Origin of the sequence: Flagellimonas alvinocaridis, from assembly GCF_004916895.1 — a bacterium.
In the GTDB taxonomy this organism is placed as follows: Bacteria; Bacteroidota; Bacteroidia; order Flavobacteriales; family Flavobacteriaceae; genus Flagellimonas; species Flagellimonas alvinocaridis.
This window is the reverse complement of record NZ_SNTZ01000001.1, coordinates 812,912-828,930: the sequence shown is the minus strand read 5'-3', so window position 1 is coordinate 828,930 and position 16,019 is coordinate 812,912. Positions and strand designations below refer to the sequence as shown.

The window sequence follows — 16,019 nt, the reverse complement described above, 5'->3', positions numbered from 1 at the left end:
GCGGGTTATTTTGTTATGCATGCATAATAATTGTAAAATTACCATAGTTTTCAGAACTGAGTCCCATAAAGTGCGATTATAAATCCTATTTTTAAACATAGTTTAACACAAAGCCCATGAGTGAAAAAGCCGAATTTATCAAAGATCTTTCCCTGCCTGTCATAGCTGCCCCCATGTTTCTTATCTCTGGTCCCAAATTGGTGGTGGAGTGTTGTAAAAATGGCATTGTAGGCACATTCCCTGCCCTAAACCAACGCACCAGTGAAGGTTTTGAGGAATGGCTCATCCAAATAAAATCGGAACTCAAACAATTTGAGGAAGAAACGGGCAAAAAGCCGGCCCCTTTTGGGGTGAACCTTATTGTGCATCCCACCAACCCAAGATTGGAAGCCGATGTAAAACTCTGCATAAAACACAAAGTGCCCCTGGTCATCACTTCTTTAGGTGCCGTGAGCCAAGTGGTCAATGCCATTCATAGTTACGGTGGTCTGGTGTTCCATGATATCATTAAAAAACGACATGCAGAAAAAGCGGCCGAGGCCGGTGTGGATGGGCTTATCCTAGTTTCTGCTGGAGCAGGTGGACATGCGGGGAATATCAACCCCATGAGCTTGGTGCACGAAGTGAAAAAAATCTTCCACAAAACCATCATTCTTTCAGGGTGTATCAGTACGGGACAGGATATTGCTACTGCCATGCAAATGGGGGCCGATTTGGCTTACATGGGTACCCGTTTTATCAATACTGAGGAAAGCAAAGCTCCCGAAGAATATCGGAACATGATCATTGAGGCCGGGGCCAGCGATGTTGTCTACACCGCCGCCATTTCTGGTGTACATGCCAATTTTTTGGCTGCCAGCCTAAAGGCTGCCGGGATTTCCGAAGAAGATTTGAAAAAAGACCGCAAAATAGACTTTGGCAAGGAACTGAACACCGAGGCCAAGGCCTGGAAGACCATATGGTCTGCAGGACAAGGAGTTACTTCCGTTGATGATATACTGCCCGTTTCACAACTAGTAAAGAATTTAAAGCAGGAATTCAAGGAATCGATTAAATCTCAATACAAGTTATTGGATACCTTTCCAAAGGAATGACCCCAATAATTTTTCTTTTGTATTTTGATGAGGTATAACCAACAATAGCACTACCATGTACATCAAGAGAAACATCAGCTGGCATATTATTTTACTTTATGCCTGGAAAAATCTTATTTTCTTTATCCTTTATGCTGGTATTATTTTTTATCTATACCATGCTCTGGGTTGGACCCATATCGATATTCCTTTTCAACCCCTCTCGGTAATCGGTATTGCCGTTGCTTTCTATATTGGATTTAAGAACAGCCAAAGTTATGATCGCTTCTGGGAAGGCAGGAAAATTTGGGGAGGCATTGTAAATTACTCCCGTACATGGGCCAACAATGTACTGAGCTTGGTGGAGAATGACCGGAAAGCGCAGGTTACCCTGATTTATAGACATATTGCTTGGATCAATGCGCTGCGTATCCAGTTACGACAGCCCAATAGTTTTTCCATAAAGGAAAACAGGGCTCTTGAACGCATTTTTGACAGACACGGGGAAAGGAACCCGGCTTGCGATGCAGCGGAACAGTTTTTGTCCACAGAAGAAGTGAACGATTTGGAAAACCGAAAGAATGTGGCCACTCACCTCATCAAAAATCAAGGAAAACAATTAAATCAGCTTTTAAAAGAGGGAAAAATAACGGAGTTCGATAAGCAAATCTTTCATCATGATCTGGAGGAAATGTACAACCTCCAAGGAATGTGCGAGCGTATCAAAAACACACCGTTCCCCAGACAATATGCCTATTTTAGTACGGTTTTCACTTGGATTTTCATTCTTCTATTGCCTTTTGGACTCCTCAACGTTTTTGAGACTCAACTCCTGAGTATGGACACAGCTCTTAATTGGTGGTATCTAGGACTCATGGTCTTCTTTTCAGTATTGATTTCTTGGATGTTCACCACAATGGAAAAGGTGGGCAGCAATAGTGAAGACCCCTTTGAGGGCCGCATCAACGATGTTCCCATGACCGCGCTATGCCGTACCATAGAAATAGACCTCAGGGACATGTTGGATGAACAAAACCTTCCAGAGAAGGTACAACCCCAACAAAATATTTTGTACTAATGCCCTTGGTTCCTTCCAGTTATACCCCTCCTGCATTTTTCAAAAACGGACATTTGTCAACCATATATTGTGGCCTTGCCCGTAGGGTAAACGGTCTGATTCAAAAAAGGGAACGTTTGTATTTATCGGACGGGGATTTTTTGGACCTGGATTGGAGCAATTCCATCACTCCAACAAGAAAATTAGTTCTGTTGTTGCATGGTTTGGAAGGTGATGGCCAACGACCCTACATAACCGGAAGTGCGAAGCTGTTCAACCAAAATGGGTTTGATGCCTGTGCCCTAAACTACAGGGGATGCAGCGGTGAGCCCAATACACTATACCGTTCCTATCATTCGGGGGTTACCGAAGATCTCGAGGAAGTGATTGCCCATATCCTCAGCAGTTATCCCTACTCGGAAATCTATCTGAATGGATTTAGCTTGGGCGGTAACCTTTTGCTCAAATATTTGGGTGAAAGAAGCGCTGTCCCCAAAGAAATCAAAGGAGCCGTGGCCATATCGGTACCCTGTAGCCTACACAGTTCCTGCCAACAATTGCTTACTCTAAAGAACATACTATACGCCCAGCGATTCAAAAGGCATTTGATTGCCAAACTAAGACAGAAACAACATCTTTTCCCGGAACGTATCACAGGTTCCGATATCAAAAACATCAAAACCCTCAAGGATTTTGACGATATCTACACGAGTAGGGCGCATCACTTTAAGGATGCGTTGGATTATTATACCCAATGCAGCTCGCTCCAGTTTCTTCCTAACATCAAAGTTCCCAGTCTCGTCATCAACGCAAAAAATGATTCGTTTCTTGGACCAGAATGCTATCCTTTTCACGAAGCGGACACCAACCCTAACCTCTATCTAGAAGTTCCAAAATATGGAGGCCATGTGGGCTTTTGGGGTAAAAACAATCAAACCTATACAGAAAAGAGAAGCTTGGATTTCTTTGATTCCCAATAAATAAATCACATTCTCAAGAAAGATTGTGCCCCATCCCGCAAAAACCCTAAAAAATTCGACCTTAAATACCTATCTTAGTGGCTACAATTACACAAACTACAATTACATTCAGAATGAAAAAAATACTAGTACTCTTGGCATTGGGTGCCTTTGTGGCAAGCTGTGGCGGTAAAAAGGAAGAAAAAAAGGATGGTTTTGAGGTGAGTAGGACCAAAACCGAAGAGAAAAAAGCTCAGGCCAGTGAAGGTGTGCCTGTAGATTTGGACAACAAAGGAGTGGGGCCCATAAAAAATGTTGATTTTGCTGATGAGGTCAACGAAGAGATGGCGGCGCGTGGAAAAGCTACGTTTGAATCCATTTGTGTGGCCTGCCATATGGTAGACCAACGTATGATCGGACCAGCTATGAAGGGTGTGTACGAACGAAGAAGCCCTGAGTGGGTCATGAACATGATTCTGAACCCAGATGGAATGTTAAAGGAAGACCCTATCGCCAAGGCATTGCTTAAAGAATACAACAACGCCATTATGCTGAACCAAAACCTAACGGAAGAGGAAGCCAGAGATGTGGCAGAGTACCTTAGAACACTATAACTTACTAGAATAATACATCTTTGAAATGCTGTTGTCTTCCTTGAAAGCAACAGCATTTTTGTTTTTATATCAACTATGGATTCAGCATCAAATAAGAACAATGCAATCGCCTTTTATAAAATGGCGTATGAGGGAAACCCCAAAGCAGCTGTCGAAAAGTACGTGGGAGACACCTATATTCAACATAACCCAGATGTGGCCGATGGCACAGAAGGCTTTATTTCTTATTTTGAGAGAATGCAAAAGGAATACCCAAAAAAATCCATCGAATTTGTACGATGTATTTCAGAAGGAAATTTGGTTGCCCTTCACACCCATCAAATCTGGCCAGATAATGATGAGTATGTCACCATGGATTTTTTCCGTTTTGATGAAAAAGGTAAAATATGCGAACATTGGGATGCCATCCAACAAATCCCAAAAAAATCTGCCCACACCAATAAAATGTATTGATCATGAAAAAATATATCCTAACACTGATTCTAGTTTCCGTCACTTTATCCATGTCCAATGCCCAGGATCTTAATGGTGCGTGGGAAGCCACACTAAACAATGATGAAGGAGTGGCGGTACAATATGTCACTATTGTTTCCGATGGTTTTTTCTCTGAAGCTTTCTTTGAAAAAGAAAACGGAAAATTCATCGGTACCAAAGGAGGTTCTTTTTCTTCGGACAATGGAATGCTCACTTATACACTGGAATTTGCCTCCTTTGATTCTGATATGGTCGGCTCAACAAATTCTTTCCCTTACAGTTTTAAAGATGGAAAGCTTCATGTTGGGGAAAAAATCTGGAGCCGTGTGGATGACGGCACCCCCGGTGATCTACAGGGAGCATGGCTGATTTCGGGCCGTAAGCAGGATGGAGAAGTGATCAAGCGGGATATCTCAGGTCCCAGAAAGACCATGAAAATCCTTTCCGGAACTCGATTTCAATGGATCGCCTACAATATCGAAACCAAAGCGTTCATGGGAACTGGTGGAGGCACTTATACCACCGCAAATGGCAAATACACTGAACATATCGGGTTTTTCTCTAGGGACGATTCAAGAGTAGGGGCAAGTCTGGAGTTCAATTTCGAACTTAAGGACGGTGATTGGCACCACTCTGGATTTAGCAGTAAGGGTCAGCCCATCTATGAGGTTTGGAGTATTCGAAAAGGGTGAAATCACTTCTTATCAATTAATTAACCTATTGTACTAAAGCCCATTACATTATTTTTTAGTACTTTTTACTTCCATTAACCATTAATTTCCCACAAATGAAAGTCTCTACCTTTCTTTTTTGCATAGTTTTGCTATTGACGGGTTCATGCAATCCAAAATCTGATGATTCTTCCATATTGTTCGATATGACATGGGAGTTGGAATATATATCTGGCCCCCGAATTGCCTTTGAAGGCCTTTTCCCGAACAAAAAACCCCAAATAATGTTTGACCAAGAATCCGGGAAAGTCATGGGTAATGATAGTTGTAATGGCTATTCGGCAGATTACACCATGGACGGAAATTCTATTTCTTTTGGAGAACCCGGTCCTACCACCATGATGTTCTGTGGCGGTGGCGAAAGACAATTCCTGAACATGATGCAAAAAATAGACGGATATGCCATGGAAGAAGGTAAGCTCAATTTACTTATTGGTGATGTTCCCATGATGCGTTTCAAAAAAGTTGAACCATGAAAAAGTTAATACCACTACTCTGCTTTGTCATACTATTTTCCAGTTGCGTGGAGAAGAAAAAAGAAGAAAGCACAAATGAGGAAGAAGCAACACAGAAAGATACCATACAAATCAAGACGGTTGAGCCCCTTGCCTCAAAAATTGACGATAGTTATTTTAAGGCCAATGGCACGGAACCTTTTTGGGGACTAAAGGTAAAAGACAACCGAGTGGAGTTGAACATGATGGAAGATACCATTGTCACGCCACATTCAACCCCTATCAAAGTCCAAGATGCCAATATTAGTATGTACCGTATACAGACTGAAGCAGTTTCTTTGGATGTGATCATAGCACACAAGGAATGCACCAATGCCATGTCTGGGGAAAAGTCGCCGTATACCGTGACCATTGCCTATAAATATACCGGCGAGGAAGAAACCCATGCCTTGGAAGGATGTGGCACCTACATAACGGACTATCGTCTCCATGATATTTGGGTACTCGAAGAAATGGATGGCAAAAAGGTCTCCAAAGATGACTTTAACGGAAGTGACGTCCCTAATATGGAAATTGATATTAAAACCAATCGATTTGTAGGATTTGCGGGTTGCAATAGAATGACCGGGGGGCTTTTCTTTGAAAAAGATGTACTCCGATTTACCAATGCGGCCTCCACCAAAATGGCCTGTCCCAATCTTTCCGCTGAAGACAAATTCATGAAAAAACTTCAAAGTAGCACAACCTACAAGATTGAAAATAATCGATTGTATCTGTCCAATGGCAGTGAGGAAAACCTTCTCATTTTCAAAAAAATCGACTGAGCATGAAAAAAATAACCTATCTATTTCTTGCGGCTCTTTTGATTGTTAGCTGCAAAACCAAAACGGAGAAAGAAAATACCGATTCCCACGCAGATACCCCCTCAATTGTTAAATCAAAACAGGCTCCTTCTCTGGAAGAAGGTTGTTATGTTTACAATGCCAATGGAAACCGGATTGTTTTTGAAATTACCGATGTATCCAAAACCATACTTGGAAACCTCAGCTACGCCTTAAAGGAAAAGGATGGCAATAAAGGAACTTTTGCCGGTGTTATGAACGACAATATCCTTTTGGGTAAGTATTCCTTTGTGTCAGAAGGAAAAGAAAGCACCCGTGAAGTGGCCTTTTTGGTTGAGAACGGCCAACTCATAGAGGGATTTGGGGAACTGGACAGCACCGGAACGGCCTTCAAGGACCTTTCCGTTCTTAGTTTTAGTTCTTCAATGCCTTTGAGTAAAACAGAATGCGATACAGAACCCTAAAAACCCCCATACAAAGGTATTATGACATGAGAAAATTAATATTACTATTGCTGTTTCCCTTTCTTATCTCCGCACAAGATAATGCAGAAAACAAATCACAGTTTGTGGCCCTGTATACTGTTGGAAATCTTTGGGACAAAGACGTAGAACCCCAGAATCAACCTTATTTTAAGGAACATTCAGCTTTTTTGTCTAAGCTTAGAAAAGAGCAGACCATCATTATGGGAGCGCGATATGGCGATACTGGGATGATAGTCCTGAAAGCAACCGACCTGCAATCTGCCAAAACATTGCTAAACCAAGATGTCGCAATCCAAAATGAACTTTTCACAGTTGAAGTGCATCCTTTTTATCCCTTTTACAAGGGATGTCTGGAGTAATCAATGGGGTTTATTTGTCCTTTTTTACCGATTTACACCTGCTTTTTGGCAAAAAAGCAAGCCTCTCTTAATCAATAATCGGTTAATTTTATGGGATACTCTTAATTTCTGTTTGATGAAAACAAAAGTCTTTCCCCTGCTTGTCCTACTATGTAGTTTTGCCCTCACTGCACAATCCCCATCAGATTACACCATAGTCTTCACGTCGCAGGCAAAGGTCAATCTACATGAGAATCAGCGACAAAACATAAATTCATTTTTTGGGGTCGCTTTGGGCAGAAGAATAGAGCCCAAAACTGATTCTGATTGGGTATATTTTGACGGAGGTGGCTTTGTGAAATTTGCCTACCATTCCGATGAAAACATGGTATTGGACTCGTCTGAATTTATCAAATCCATGCAATTGGGACTTTTGGTACCCTCAACGGAATATGAAGCTGTTCAATCCATTATCAAAAATTATGGCGCTCCTCCAATGCTCCCAGAAGTTGAAAAATATCAAGATCATGCCCACTTTTACTATTTTCATGCCCCAGGGGGCCAAATCTTCCGAATTGTAAACTCAGAAAAAACACTTCCCAAAAAAGGCGGGGTTCTTTTTGATGCCGAAAAAGCGGAAAAATACGGGGCGGATGACTATGGAATGAAAAAATACGTTTTTGCATTCTTAAAACGAGGCCCCAATCGCTCCCTTCCCAAAGAAGAAGCGGACGCATTGCAGATGGCCCATTTAGAGAATATTGGAAAATTGGCCCAAGAAGGCAAGTTGGTCCTTGCTGGACCATTTTTTGGAAATGATGACTTACGGGGCATTTATATTTTTAATGTGGATTCGTTGGAAGAAGCCAAAACACTTACCGAGACCGACCCTGCCATCCAGGCAGGCAGCTTAACCATGGAACTCAAAGAATGGTATGGTTCGGCCGCTCTTATGGCAGTAAACCAAATTGGCCTTACCTTGGCCAAAAAATCCATTATGGATTAATGCTTTTTTAATTATGACTAACCTTTCTTTTTCCAAGTTAATTGGTTGTGCCTTCTTTTTTATTTTCGCAATGAAACTACAAGCCCAAAATATGGAATTACCGTACCATCAAATTCCCGATCATGCCGAAACATACAGTGCCGGCAATATTGTGTCACGAATGATCGATGGTTTGGGCTATCGCTATTATTGGGCAACAGAGGGTTTGACCGAAAAAGACCTGCAATACAAACCTTCTGCGGATGGACGCAGCCTTTTCGAGACCATGGAACACATCTACACCATGTCCAACAATATTGTATTGGCTCCAGATGCAAAGCCTTATGAAAGGCCCAAGGCCCCTCTTAACTATTCCTACGAAGAACTTCGTGAACTGACTCTTACAAACCTACTAGCGGCCAGCCAGAAAGTTCTGAGAAAAAGCTCCAAAGAAATGGAAGGTTTTAAAGTAATTTTTAAACAAGGTGATAAACAGTCCGAATTCCCATATTGGAACATGATCAACGGAATGCTTTCCGATTGTATTTACCATACCGGCCAAATTGTACTGATGCGAAGGGCCAGTGGCAATCCCCAAAACCCAAATGTGAATGTGTTTCTTGGGAAAACCAGGGAATAGTCTATTTGTCCACCACAACCTTATAGGTTGGATCTTCCAGTACGTTCACTTCGATAATATCATCGGCATTGGCCAACAACCTTCTACAATCCCTGCTCAGGTGTTTTAGGTGAAGTTTCTTTCCTACCTTGTTGTAGCGTTCGGTAATCTTGTTCACGGCTTCAATGGCAGACATATCCACCAATCTGCTTTCTGCAAAATCGATAACAACCTCATCGGGGTCATTGAGTACATCAAACTTTTCGGCAAACAAGGTAGTGCTGCCAAAGAAAAGAGGACCATAAATTTCGTAATGCTTCACCCCTTCATCATCGATATGTTTTCTCGCACGGATGCGTTTTGCATTGTCCCATGCAAACACCAAGGCAGAAATAATGACTCCCACCAAGACCGCCAAAGCTAGGTTATGAAGGAATATCGTCACCAAAGTTACCAGCACCATGACCAATACATCAGATTTAGGCATACGGCGGAAGGTCTTTAAGCTCGCCCATTCAAAAGTTCCCAATGCCACCATGATCATTAGCCCTGTCAATGCGGCCATAGGCACTTTTTCAATAAGGCTAGACCCAAACATGATGAACACCAACAACATTAACGCAGCAAAAATTCCAGACAGTCGTGCCCTGGCACCATTGGAAGTATTGATCAAACTCTGCCCGATCATGGCACAACCACCCATTCCGGAAAAGAACCCTGAAAGGATGTTAGCCGTACCTTGAGCCACGGCCTCCTTGTTTCCCCTACCACGGGTCTCGGTAATTTCATCAACAATATTCAAGGTGAGCAAACTCTCGATCAAACCTACGCCTGCCACGATAGCCGCATAGGGAAATATAATCTGTAGAGTTTCCAAAGTAAAGGGCAGATCAGGGATATGAAAGGGAGGAAAAGTTCCTTCAATGGAAGCGATATCGCCAATGGTCCGGGTATCCAGTCCCAAGAAAAATACAAGACCGAACACCAAAAGAATTGCGGCCAAAGACGCTGGAATTGCCTTGGTCAATTTGGGAAGTCCCCAAATAACGACCATGGTCAGCAGTACCAATCCAAGAAAGATGAACAAAGTGCTCCCGGTCAACCATTCACCATCCGCAGTTTTAAATTGGCTCATTTGCGACATAAAAATAATGACGGCCAACCCGTTCACAAACCCAAAGATTACAGGGTGGGGCACCAAGCGCATCAACTTCCCCAAGCGAAGCAATCCGGCAGTCATCTGCAAAATTCCTGCAAGAACCACCGTTGCAAAAACATACTCAACTCCATATTGCTTTGCCAAACTCACAATGACCACAGCCACGGCTCCAGTAGCACCAGAAATCATTCCCGGTCTACCTCCCAATATGGAAGTGACCAACCCCATTACAAACGCAGCGTATAGTCCGGTTAGGGGAGACAAACCTGCAATAAAGGCAAATGCAATAGCTTCTGGCACCAGGGCAAGTGCAACAGTCAAGCCCGATAAAATTTCTGTGCGATAGTTTACTTTTTGGGAAAAATCAAAAAGGTTGAGATATTTTTTCATGGCTTCTTTCTTGAAGCGGGCAAAAGTAGCACTATTAAATACAAGACCCTAATAAGCTCCTTATTTTTAAGGATTTGATGATCTACCAGTTGGTCAATCCCAATACCTTTTCACCCAACGCGCTTAATTTTGCGGTTTCGTATTTGGTCTGTTCCCATTTTCTGGGGTCTCCGGGAAAGGCATACCCTTCAGGGGCAATTCTATTTTTCCAAGAATTGATACGCCAATTTCGCATTTCTTCATTGTCTTCTTCAGCGGGCATCATGGAAATGTATTGTGCAATCCTAACCTTATTCCCTGATTTATTTGGACGAATCCCGTGGGGTTGGGTACTATTGAAAATCAATAAGTCACCAGCTTCCAATTTCACCTTCACGATTTTGTCTTCCAAGCCCGTAACATCGGGTTGAAAATGGTCGCGGTCTTCGGGTTGTGTCAGTTTCCATGTATCGTAGTTTCTGTAAAGCCAAGGAATACACTGGAATCCTCCCATATTTTCATCCGTTTGGTCTGCCAATGCAAGAACGCCCTGTACATTTTGTGGTTTGGTTTCTGGGTCATAATCCCAGTGGATAAACCCTTTTTTGTTTTCCCCGGGCCGTTGGGGCATGTTCAAGTTGGCACGATCAATGGTCACCCATAGCTTTTCAGTTCCCCAAATGTCCACAAAGGCATCGTATACTTTTTGGGTTTGCCGATTGTTCCATAAATGTTGATGGTTATAGACCTCTACCATTCCGGTTCCCGTAAGTTCTTTCATTTTCATTTCTGCCCGGGCAGGAGCGTACCAGGTGTCTGGATCGTTTGGATCCTTTTCATCAAACTCCCATAAAAAATCGGCAGTGGCCTTGGCCTGCTCCTTCGGAACAGCATTTTTAATGACAATGTACCCGTTCTTTAACCAGAATTCCCAATCCTCCTCGGATAAAACACGTAAAGGTTCCCCATTGGACCTATCGTTCAATTTAATTTTACTACTGGTCGCTGTGGATGGATTACCCGGTATTTCTTCGTGGGCCTTGTTGGCCATTTCCATGTTCTGTTGCTGTTGCATTGTATGTTCTTTTGATTCAATACTCTAGATGCCAAAGCTATGGGTGAATCAAAATGGTTTCCACCGTGGGATTGACCATAATTTGTACTATTTTGATTTTTATTGATTATTTTTAAAAATATTTGAGCAATACAATGAAAATTCAACTTGAAAACATACAGCCCAATGATAAGAGTTCCTTTCATTTATTGCACAATCCCAAATTGAACGATCTCTTTTTTTGGCATTTTCATCCTGAGTTCGAGCTGGTTTATATTGAAGGTGCCAATGGCAAACGACATGTTGGTCAACACACCTCCAACTTTAAGGGCAGCGATTTGGTGCTGATCGGTTCCAACATTCCCCATTTGAATTTTGATTACGGTATTAAAACAACGTACCATAAAGAGGTCTTGCATATTAGTGCATCCTTTAAGGAAAAGGTGTTTGCCGAAATCGAAGAGCTTGAGGATGTCTATGAACTATTGGAAAAATCGCAGCACGGTATTGCCTTCTTTGGGGAAACCAAGGAGACTATTGGAAACATCATGAAGCAATTGCAAGCCATGGACCGGTTTGGACAGTTCCTTAAAATTTTACAGTTGCTCAAAATTTTGGCTCAAAGCAAGGAATTTGAGTTGCTGCATTCCAATCCCATCATAAATGATAAAGCCAACAAACAGCAACAGCGTTTGCAAAGGGTGTACTCTTATATTGATGAGCATTATTCCAAAAAAATTGCATTGGATGATGTTGCGGAATCGGTAAATCTGGGTAAGGAGGCTTTTTGCAGGTACTTTAAAAGGAATACAGGAAGTACTTTTACGCATTTCTTGAACCAGTACCGAATAACCCAGGCCAAGCGGCTTTTACTTACTGGAAAAAATGTTAGCGAGGCTTGTTATGAATGTGGTTTTGAAAGTTTATCTTATTTCAACAGGACCTTCAAAAAGGTAAGCGGCGAAAACCCTTCGAGCTATAGGAATGCTCATGTATAAAAAAACCGCCTTAAGCAAAGTTGCTCAAGGCGATTCTTAACTAAATAACCAACCAAAAAACTTATTTGTATAGTCGAACACTTTATTTTTTCCTTACATTTTACGTTGGCGAACCACGTTCATTAACGCATTTTTAACTTTCACGCGTTTTTTTCCAGTGTCAATACCTGATTTTAAGTATTGCATATACCCTCTTCCTGTAAACTCATAAATAGTTCCGCTGGAAACGTGGTACAACTCAATGGTGCTATCATCCATAACATAAAGTTCAAAGTAATCATCGCCCAAATAGTCGTAATCCAATGTTAAGGTCTTAAGTGTAGCATCGTTCTGCACATCATAAACTTGGTAGATTCCTTGGTAATCCCATTGCAAATTGCTCAATGGAATTCCAGGGGCATCAATGGAGGACCTAAAAGACCCATCATTGCTTACAGGAAATTGCAGATAGTTTTCCTCATCAAATTCATTAATGGCGCCCACTTCACTGGTATAGGTCTTTTCCCAAACTTGGTATTCCTGCAGAAAATATTGGATATTGTCATAAAAGACCTGATCATAATCAAAATTTCTGCTTTGGTATCCCCTTAGTACATATGAGGTGTCGGAATAAGGGTTGTACAGTTCCAAAGTGTTGCTGTTCAATGCATACACTTCCATTAGCCAAAGTCCATCAACATCATGGTCTACCTCAACGGCTCCGGACAAGGTCGCATAGTTGCCCACATCTATCCCTAATCCATTTCCAGTTTTTCCAATTCCTACCAAGTTATTGTTGGCATAAACGACTCCTCTATCAAAAGAAATGGTAAAAGCACGTTGCAAAAAGGGGACTTCTCCGCTACCCTTGGTAGCATTAATATCTACATACCATAAATCGTAACTCTCTAAAACCAAGGCGGTATTTATGGGTGATTCTGTAATATAATCGTCTTCCAGAATAACCTCGGTGTAGCAAGAACTGGCCAAAAGGCCTATCAATAATATTCCAAAAAGTAGTTTTCCAATTTTCATAGTCGAGGTTTTAAGATTCAACAAATCTAGACCAAGCATTGTGCCAAAAATTATAATGTTTTGATAATCAGATGATAATGTATGCTCTGATATATTTTTTAGCTTTGCCCCGTAAATGGTATCCATGGAAAATAAATTGAGATTTGGGGTTTTTGGTGGAGGAAGCTGGGGAACCGCTTTGGTTAAGATGCTATCGGAAAACCAGAACAAGGTGGGATGGTATATGCGGAACGACTCTGCCATAAGGCATATCCTTAAAGAAGGCCATAACCCCAATTATTTAAGTTCTGTGGAATTTGACGTGGATCAACTCAATCTTAGTCATAATATCGACCAAATTGTGGAAGCATCCGATGTGCTCATCTTTGCCATTCCTTCTGCTTTTTTGGATGGAGAACTCAAAAACCTCCATGTTAATCTAAAGGACAAAATCATCTTTTCAGCCATAAAGGGGATTGTACCAGAAAGCGGTCTTATTGTCGGAGAGCATTTTCATAATCAATACGACATTCCGTTCGAGAACATTGGGGTAATCACTGGGCCTTGTCATGCCGAAGAGGTGGCCTTGGAACGCCTTTCATACCTTACCATTGCCTGTGCCGACGCCAACAATGCCAAACTGGTGGCACAGGGATTGAAAAGTGATTATATCCGTACCAAGATATCCGATGACATCATTGGAACGGAATACGCCGCCATGCTCAAAAATATTTATGCCATTGCCGCCGGTATTGCGCACGGATTGGGCTACGGCGATAATTTCCAGAGTGTTCTGATGAGCAATGCCGTCCGGGAAATGAAACGGTTCATTGATCGGGTGTACAAAATGAAACGGAACATTAACAACTCGGCCTATTTAGGTGATTTGTTGGTGACCGGATATTCCACTTTCAGTCGAAATCGCCTGTTCGGCAATATGATCGGGAAAGGCTATACGGTTAAAAGTGCCATGATGGAAATGAATATGGTTGCCGAAGGATATTATGCCACCAAAAGTGCACACTTGCTCATGGACAAGTTGGAGAAAAAGTCCAAAACACCCATCATCAATGCTGTGTACCAAGTGCTATACAAAGAAAAAAGCCCTAAAAAGGTTTTTGAAAAGTTAACCGATAAATTGGACTAATCCCTATCCAACGAAAAGTTGGAATGTTCTTCCAACTCTTCTTCCAAGGTTTTATGGAATGCCACTATTTGCTCATCCGTATACCCAAAAGCCTTTTGAAACTCATCCAATACTGCGTCCTTGTATTGGCGAACACTATCGATGTCAAAATACAACCGTCCGGTTCGTCTAATGAAAAAATCCATGGGGTTAAGGACCATTTCATGGGCAATGGCAAATTGTGCTTCTGCCCTGATCATGCGCTCATGCACATCAGGATTAGTTAGGGCCGCATAGTGCTCTAGAACGGTCTCGGTCTGTTTGCCATAGGTGGTTACCAGATACCATGCATCGTATTCGGAAAAACCACTATCCTGGATACGGTCAAAAATCAACTTGATGTATTTTTTTACGTGCTTGAACTTTTTAAAATCGCTCCCGCAAAGTGGTATTTTATCTGTAATGCAGGGGTCTAACAAAATCTCATGGTCCTCTTCCATTTGCTTGGCGATACGGTTCACGGTGCGTTCCGCCATTTTCCGATACCCAGTGAGCTTGCCTCCAGCAATGCTCACCAACCCGGTATCCGAGGTAAAGATCTCATCCTTTCGGGAAAGCTCCGAGGCCGATTTGCCTTCTTCATGAATCAAAGGCCGCAGTCCTGCCCACGACGAAATGATATCGTCCAACTCAAGATTGATGTCCGGGAACATATGGTTTACGGCAGAAATTAAATAAATGGCATCGGCAATATCCGTGGTCACATGGTCTTTGTCTGCATTGTAATTGGTGTCCGTAGTCCCAATATATGTTACCTTGCCTCTTGGAATCGCAAACATCATCCGTCCGTCCGGGATATCAAAATACACGGATTGCCTTACCGGAAGTTTTTCTTTGGGAAAAACCAAATGGACGCCTTTAGTCAAATGCAGTCTTTTTCCTTTTTTGGAGTGGTTCATGCTTCTCAACTCATCTACCCAAGGTCCCGCAGCGTTGATTACATATTTGGATTTTATGCTGATTTCCTTTCCAGTGACTTCATCTTTAAGGGTTACCCCGGCCACTTTTTCGTTTTCATAGATGAAATCCGTAACCCCAGCATAGTTGAGCACCTGTGTCCCATAATGAAGACTGGTCTTGATGTTCTCCAAAGTGAGTCTGGCATCATCGGTACGGTACTCGGCATAATAGCCAGCTCCGTTCAATATCTTTTTGGGCAATAGGGGTTCCAACTTTAAGGCTTCCTTCTTTTCCAGCATTTGTCGTTTGTCATCCCCAGTCACCTGGGCCAATATATCGTATACTTTTAGCCCGATGGAGGTCAACCATTTTCCATAGGAACCGCCCTCGATCAGGGGTAGCAACATCTTTTCGGGTATGACCAGATGGGGGGCCAATTTATGGACAATGGCCCTTTCGGAACCTACTTCCTTCACCAACCAAAAATCGAATTGCTTTAAGTAGCGAAGTCCCCCATGGATCAACTTGGTGGATTTGCTGCTGGTACCCGATGCAAAATCCCTCTTTTCCAACAAAACCGTCTTTAATCCGCGGGAAGAAGCGTCCAAAGCTATTCCCGCTCCGGTGATTCCTCCCCCGATTACCACGAGATCATAAGGCTCTTTGGCCAATTTCTTTAAAATCTTATCCCGGTCCAGATTTGAAAAAGCAATGCTTCCCTCCATATC

18 protein-coding genes are annotated in these 16,019 nt (G+C 42.3%); 14 read left to right on the top strand and 4 right to left on the bottom strand.

The window, feature by feature from the left end; all coding sequences use genetic code 11:
* The first annotated feature begins 116 nt into the window (after positions 1-116).
* The 12 genes from EZV76_RS03740 to EZV76_RS03685 all read left to right on the top strand — a co-directional run bounded on the left by EZV76_RS03740 (position 117) and on the right by EZV76_RS03685 (position 8,653).
* Positions 117-1,094 (top strand): NAD(P)H-dependent flavin oxidoreductase, encoded by a 978-nt coding sequence (locus EZV76_RS03740; RefSeq protein WP_136565228.1) that lies wholly within the window; start codon positions 117-119, stop codon positions 1,092-1,094.
* A 55-nt stretch (positions 1,095-1,149) separates the two neighbouring features.
* Positions 1,150-2,151, top strand: a complete 1,002-nt coding sequence (locus tag EZV76_RS03735) for a bestrophin family protein (RefSeq protein WP_136565227.1) — start codon at positions 1,150-1,152, stop codon at positions 2,149-2,151.
* Positions 2,151-3,110 carry a YheT family hydrolase gene (locus EZV76_RS03730; RefSeq protein ID WP_136565226.1) on the top strand — a complete coding sequence of 320 codons (960 nt, stop codon included), beginning with the start codon at positions 2,151-2,153 and terminating at the stop codon, positions 3,108-3,110. The genes EZV76_RS03735 and EZV76_RS03730 overlap by 1 nt, the downstream gene beginning before the upstream one ends.
* Before the next feature lie 113 nt (positions 3,111-3,223).
* The gene (locus tag EZV76_RS03725; RefSeq protein WP_136565225.1) at positions 3,224-3,703 is read left to right on the top strand and encodes a c-type cytochrome; all 480 of its coding nucleotides are present in this window, start codon (positions 3,224-3,226) and stop codon (positions 3,701-3,703) included.
* 75 nt (positions 3,704-3,778) lie between these two features.
* Complete coding sequence (locus EZV76_RS03720) at positions 3,779-4,156, top strand: nuclear transport factor 2 family protein (RefSeq protein WP_136565224.1); 378 nt, start codon at positions 3,779-3,781, stop codon at positions 4,154-4,156.
* A 2-nt stretch (positions 4,157-4,158) separates the two neighbouring features.
* The gene (locus tag EZV76_RS03715; RefSeq protein ID WP_136565223.1) at positions 4,159-4,869 is read left to right on the top strand and encodes a DUF4488 domain-containing protein; all 711 of its coding nucleotides are present in this window, start codon (positions 4,159-4,161) and stop codon (positions 4,867-4,869) included.
* A 95-nt stretch (positions 4,870-4,964) separates the two neighbouring features.
* On the top strand, positions 4,965-5,384 hold the full coding sequence (locus tag EZV76_RS03710) for an META domain-containing protein (RefSeq protein ID WP_136565222.1): 420 nt from the start codon (positions 4,965-4,967) through the stop codon (positions 5,382-5,384).
* Positions 5,381-6,187, top strand: a complete 807-nt coding sequence (locus EZV76_RS03705) for an META domain-containing protein (RefSeq protein WP_136565221.1) — start codon at positions 5,381-5,383, stop codon at positions 6,185-6,187. Before EZV76_RS03710 ends, EZV76_RS03705 begins: the two co-directional genes overlap by 4 nt.
* 2 nt (positions 6,188-6,189) lie before the next feature.
* On the top strand, positions 6,190-6,669 hold the full coding sequence (locus EZV76_RS03700; protein ID WP_136565220.1) for a hypothetical protein: 480 nt from the start codon (positions 6,190-6,192) through the stop codon (positions 6,667-6,669).
* 26 nt (positions 6,670-6,695) lie between these two features.
* Positions 6,696-7,049: a YciI family protein gene (locus EZV76_RS03695; RefSeq protein WP_136565219.1), complete on the top strand. Its 354-nt coding sequence runs from the start codon at positions 6,696-6,698 to the stop codon at positions 7,047-7,049.
* A gap of 115 nt (positions 7,050-7,164) precedes the next feature.
* Positions 7,165-8,034 (top strand): YciI family protein, encoded by an 870-nt coding sequence (locus EZV76_RS17295; protein WP_236640849.1) that lies wholly within the window; start codon positions 7,165-7,167, stop codon positions 8,032-8,034.
* A gap of 91 nt (positions 8,035-8,125) precedes the next feature.
* Positions 8,126-8,653, top strand: coding sequence for a DinB family protein (locus EZV76_RS03685; RefSeq protein WP_236640848.1), 528 nt, complete (start codon positions 8,126-8,128; stop codon positions 8,651-8,653).
* 1 nt (position 8,654) lies between these two features.
* Here EZV76_RS03685 and EZV76_RS03680 read toward each other — a convergent pair whose 3' ends face one another.
* Both EZV76_RS03680 and EZV76_RS03675 read right to left on the bottom strand, forming a co-directional pair.
* Positions 8,655-10,181, bottom strand: a complete 1,527-nt coding sequence (locus tag EZV76_RS03680; RefSeq protein WP_136565217.1) for a SulP family inorganic anion transporter — start codon at positions 10,179-10,181, stop codon at positions 8,655-8,657.
* 82 nt (positions 10,182-10,263) lie between these two features.
* On the bottom strand, positions 10,264-11,235 hold the full coding sequence (locus EZV76_RS03675; RefSeq protein ID WP_136565216.1) for a phytanoyl-CoA dioxygenase family protein: 972 nt from the start codon (positions 11,233-11,235) through the stop codon (positions 10,264-10,266).
* Positions 11,236-11,369: 134 nt separating this feature from the next.
* On the opposite strand from EZV76_RS03675, the gene EZV76_RS03670 reads away from it, so the two are divergent.
* Positions 11,370-12,212 carry a helix-turn-helix transcriptional regulator gene (locus EZV76_RS03670; RefSeq protein WP_136565215.1) on the top strand — a complete coding sequence of 281 codons (843 nt, stop codon included), beginning with the start codon at positions 11,370-11,372 and terminating at the stop codon, positions 12,210-12,212.
* Positions 12,213-12,305: 93 nt separating this feature from the next.
* Here EZV76_RS03670 and EZV76_RS03665 read toward each other — a convergent pair whose 3' ends face one another.
* Positions 12,306-13,226, bottom strand: a complete 921-nt coding sequence (locus EZV76_RS03665; protein WP_136565214.1) for a nicotinic acid mononucleotide adenyltransferase — start codon at positions 13,224-13,226, stop codon at positions 12,306-12,308.
* Between the two features lie 124 nt (positions 13,227-13,350).
* On the opposite strand from EZV76_RS03665, the gene EZV76_RS03660 reads away from it, so the two are divergent.
* The gene (locus tag EZV76_RS03660) at positions 13,351-14,352 is read left to right on the top strand and encodes an NAD(P)H-dependent glycerol-3-phosphate dehydrogenase (RefSeq protein ID WP_136565213.1); all 1,002 of its coding nucleotides are present in this window, start codon (positions 13,351-13,353) and stop codon (positions 14,350-14,352) included.
* Here EZV76_RS03660 and EZV76_RS03655 read toward each other — a convergent pair.
* On the bottom strand, positions 14,349-16,016 hold the full coding sequence (locus tag EZV76_RS03655) for a glycerol-3-phosphate dehydrogenase/oxidase (RefSeq protein WP_136565212.1): 1,668 nt from the start codon (positions 16,014-16,016) through the stop codon (positions 14,349-14,351). The two genes, EZV76_RS03660 and EZV76_RS03655, sit on opposite strands and share 4 nt — an antisense overlap.
* Positions 16,017-16,019: the final 3 nt, after the last annotated feature.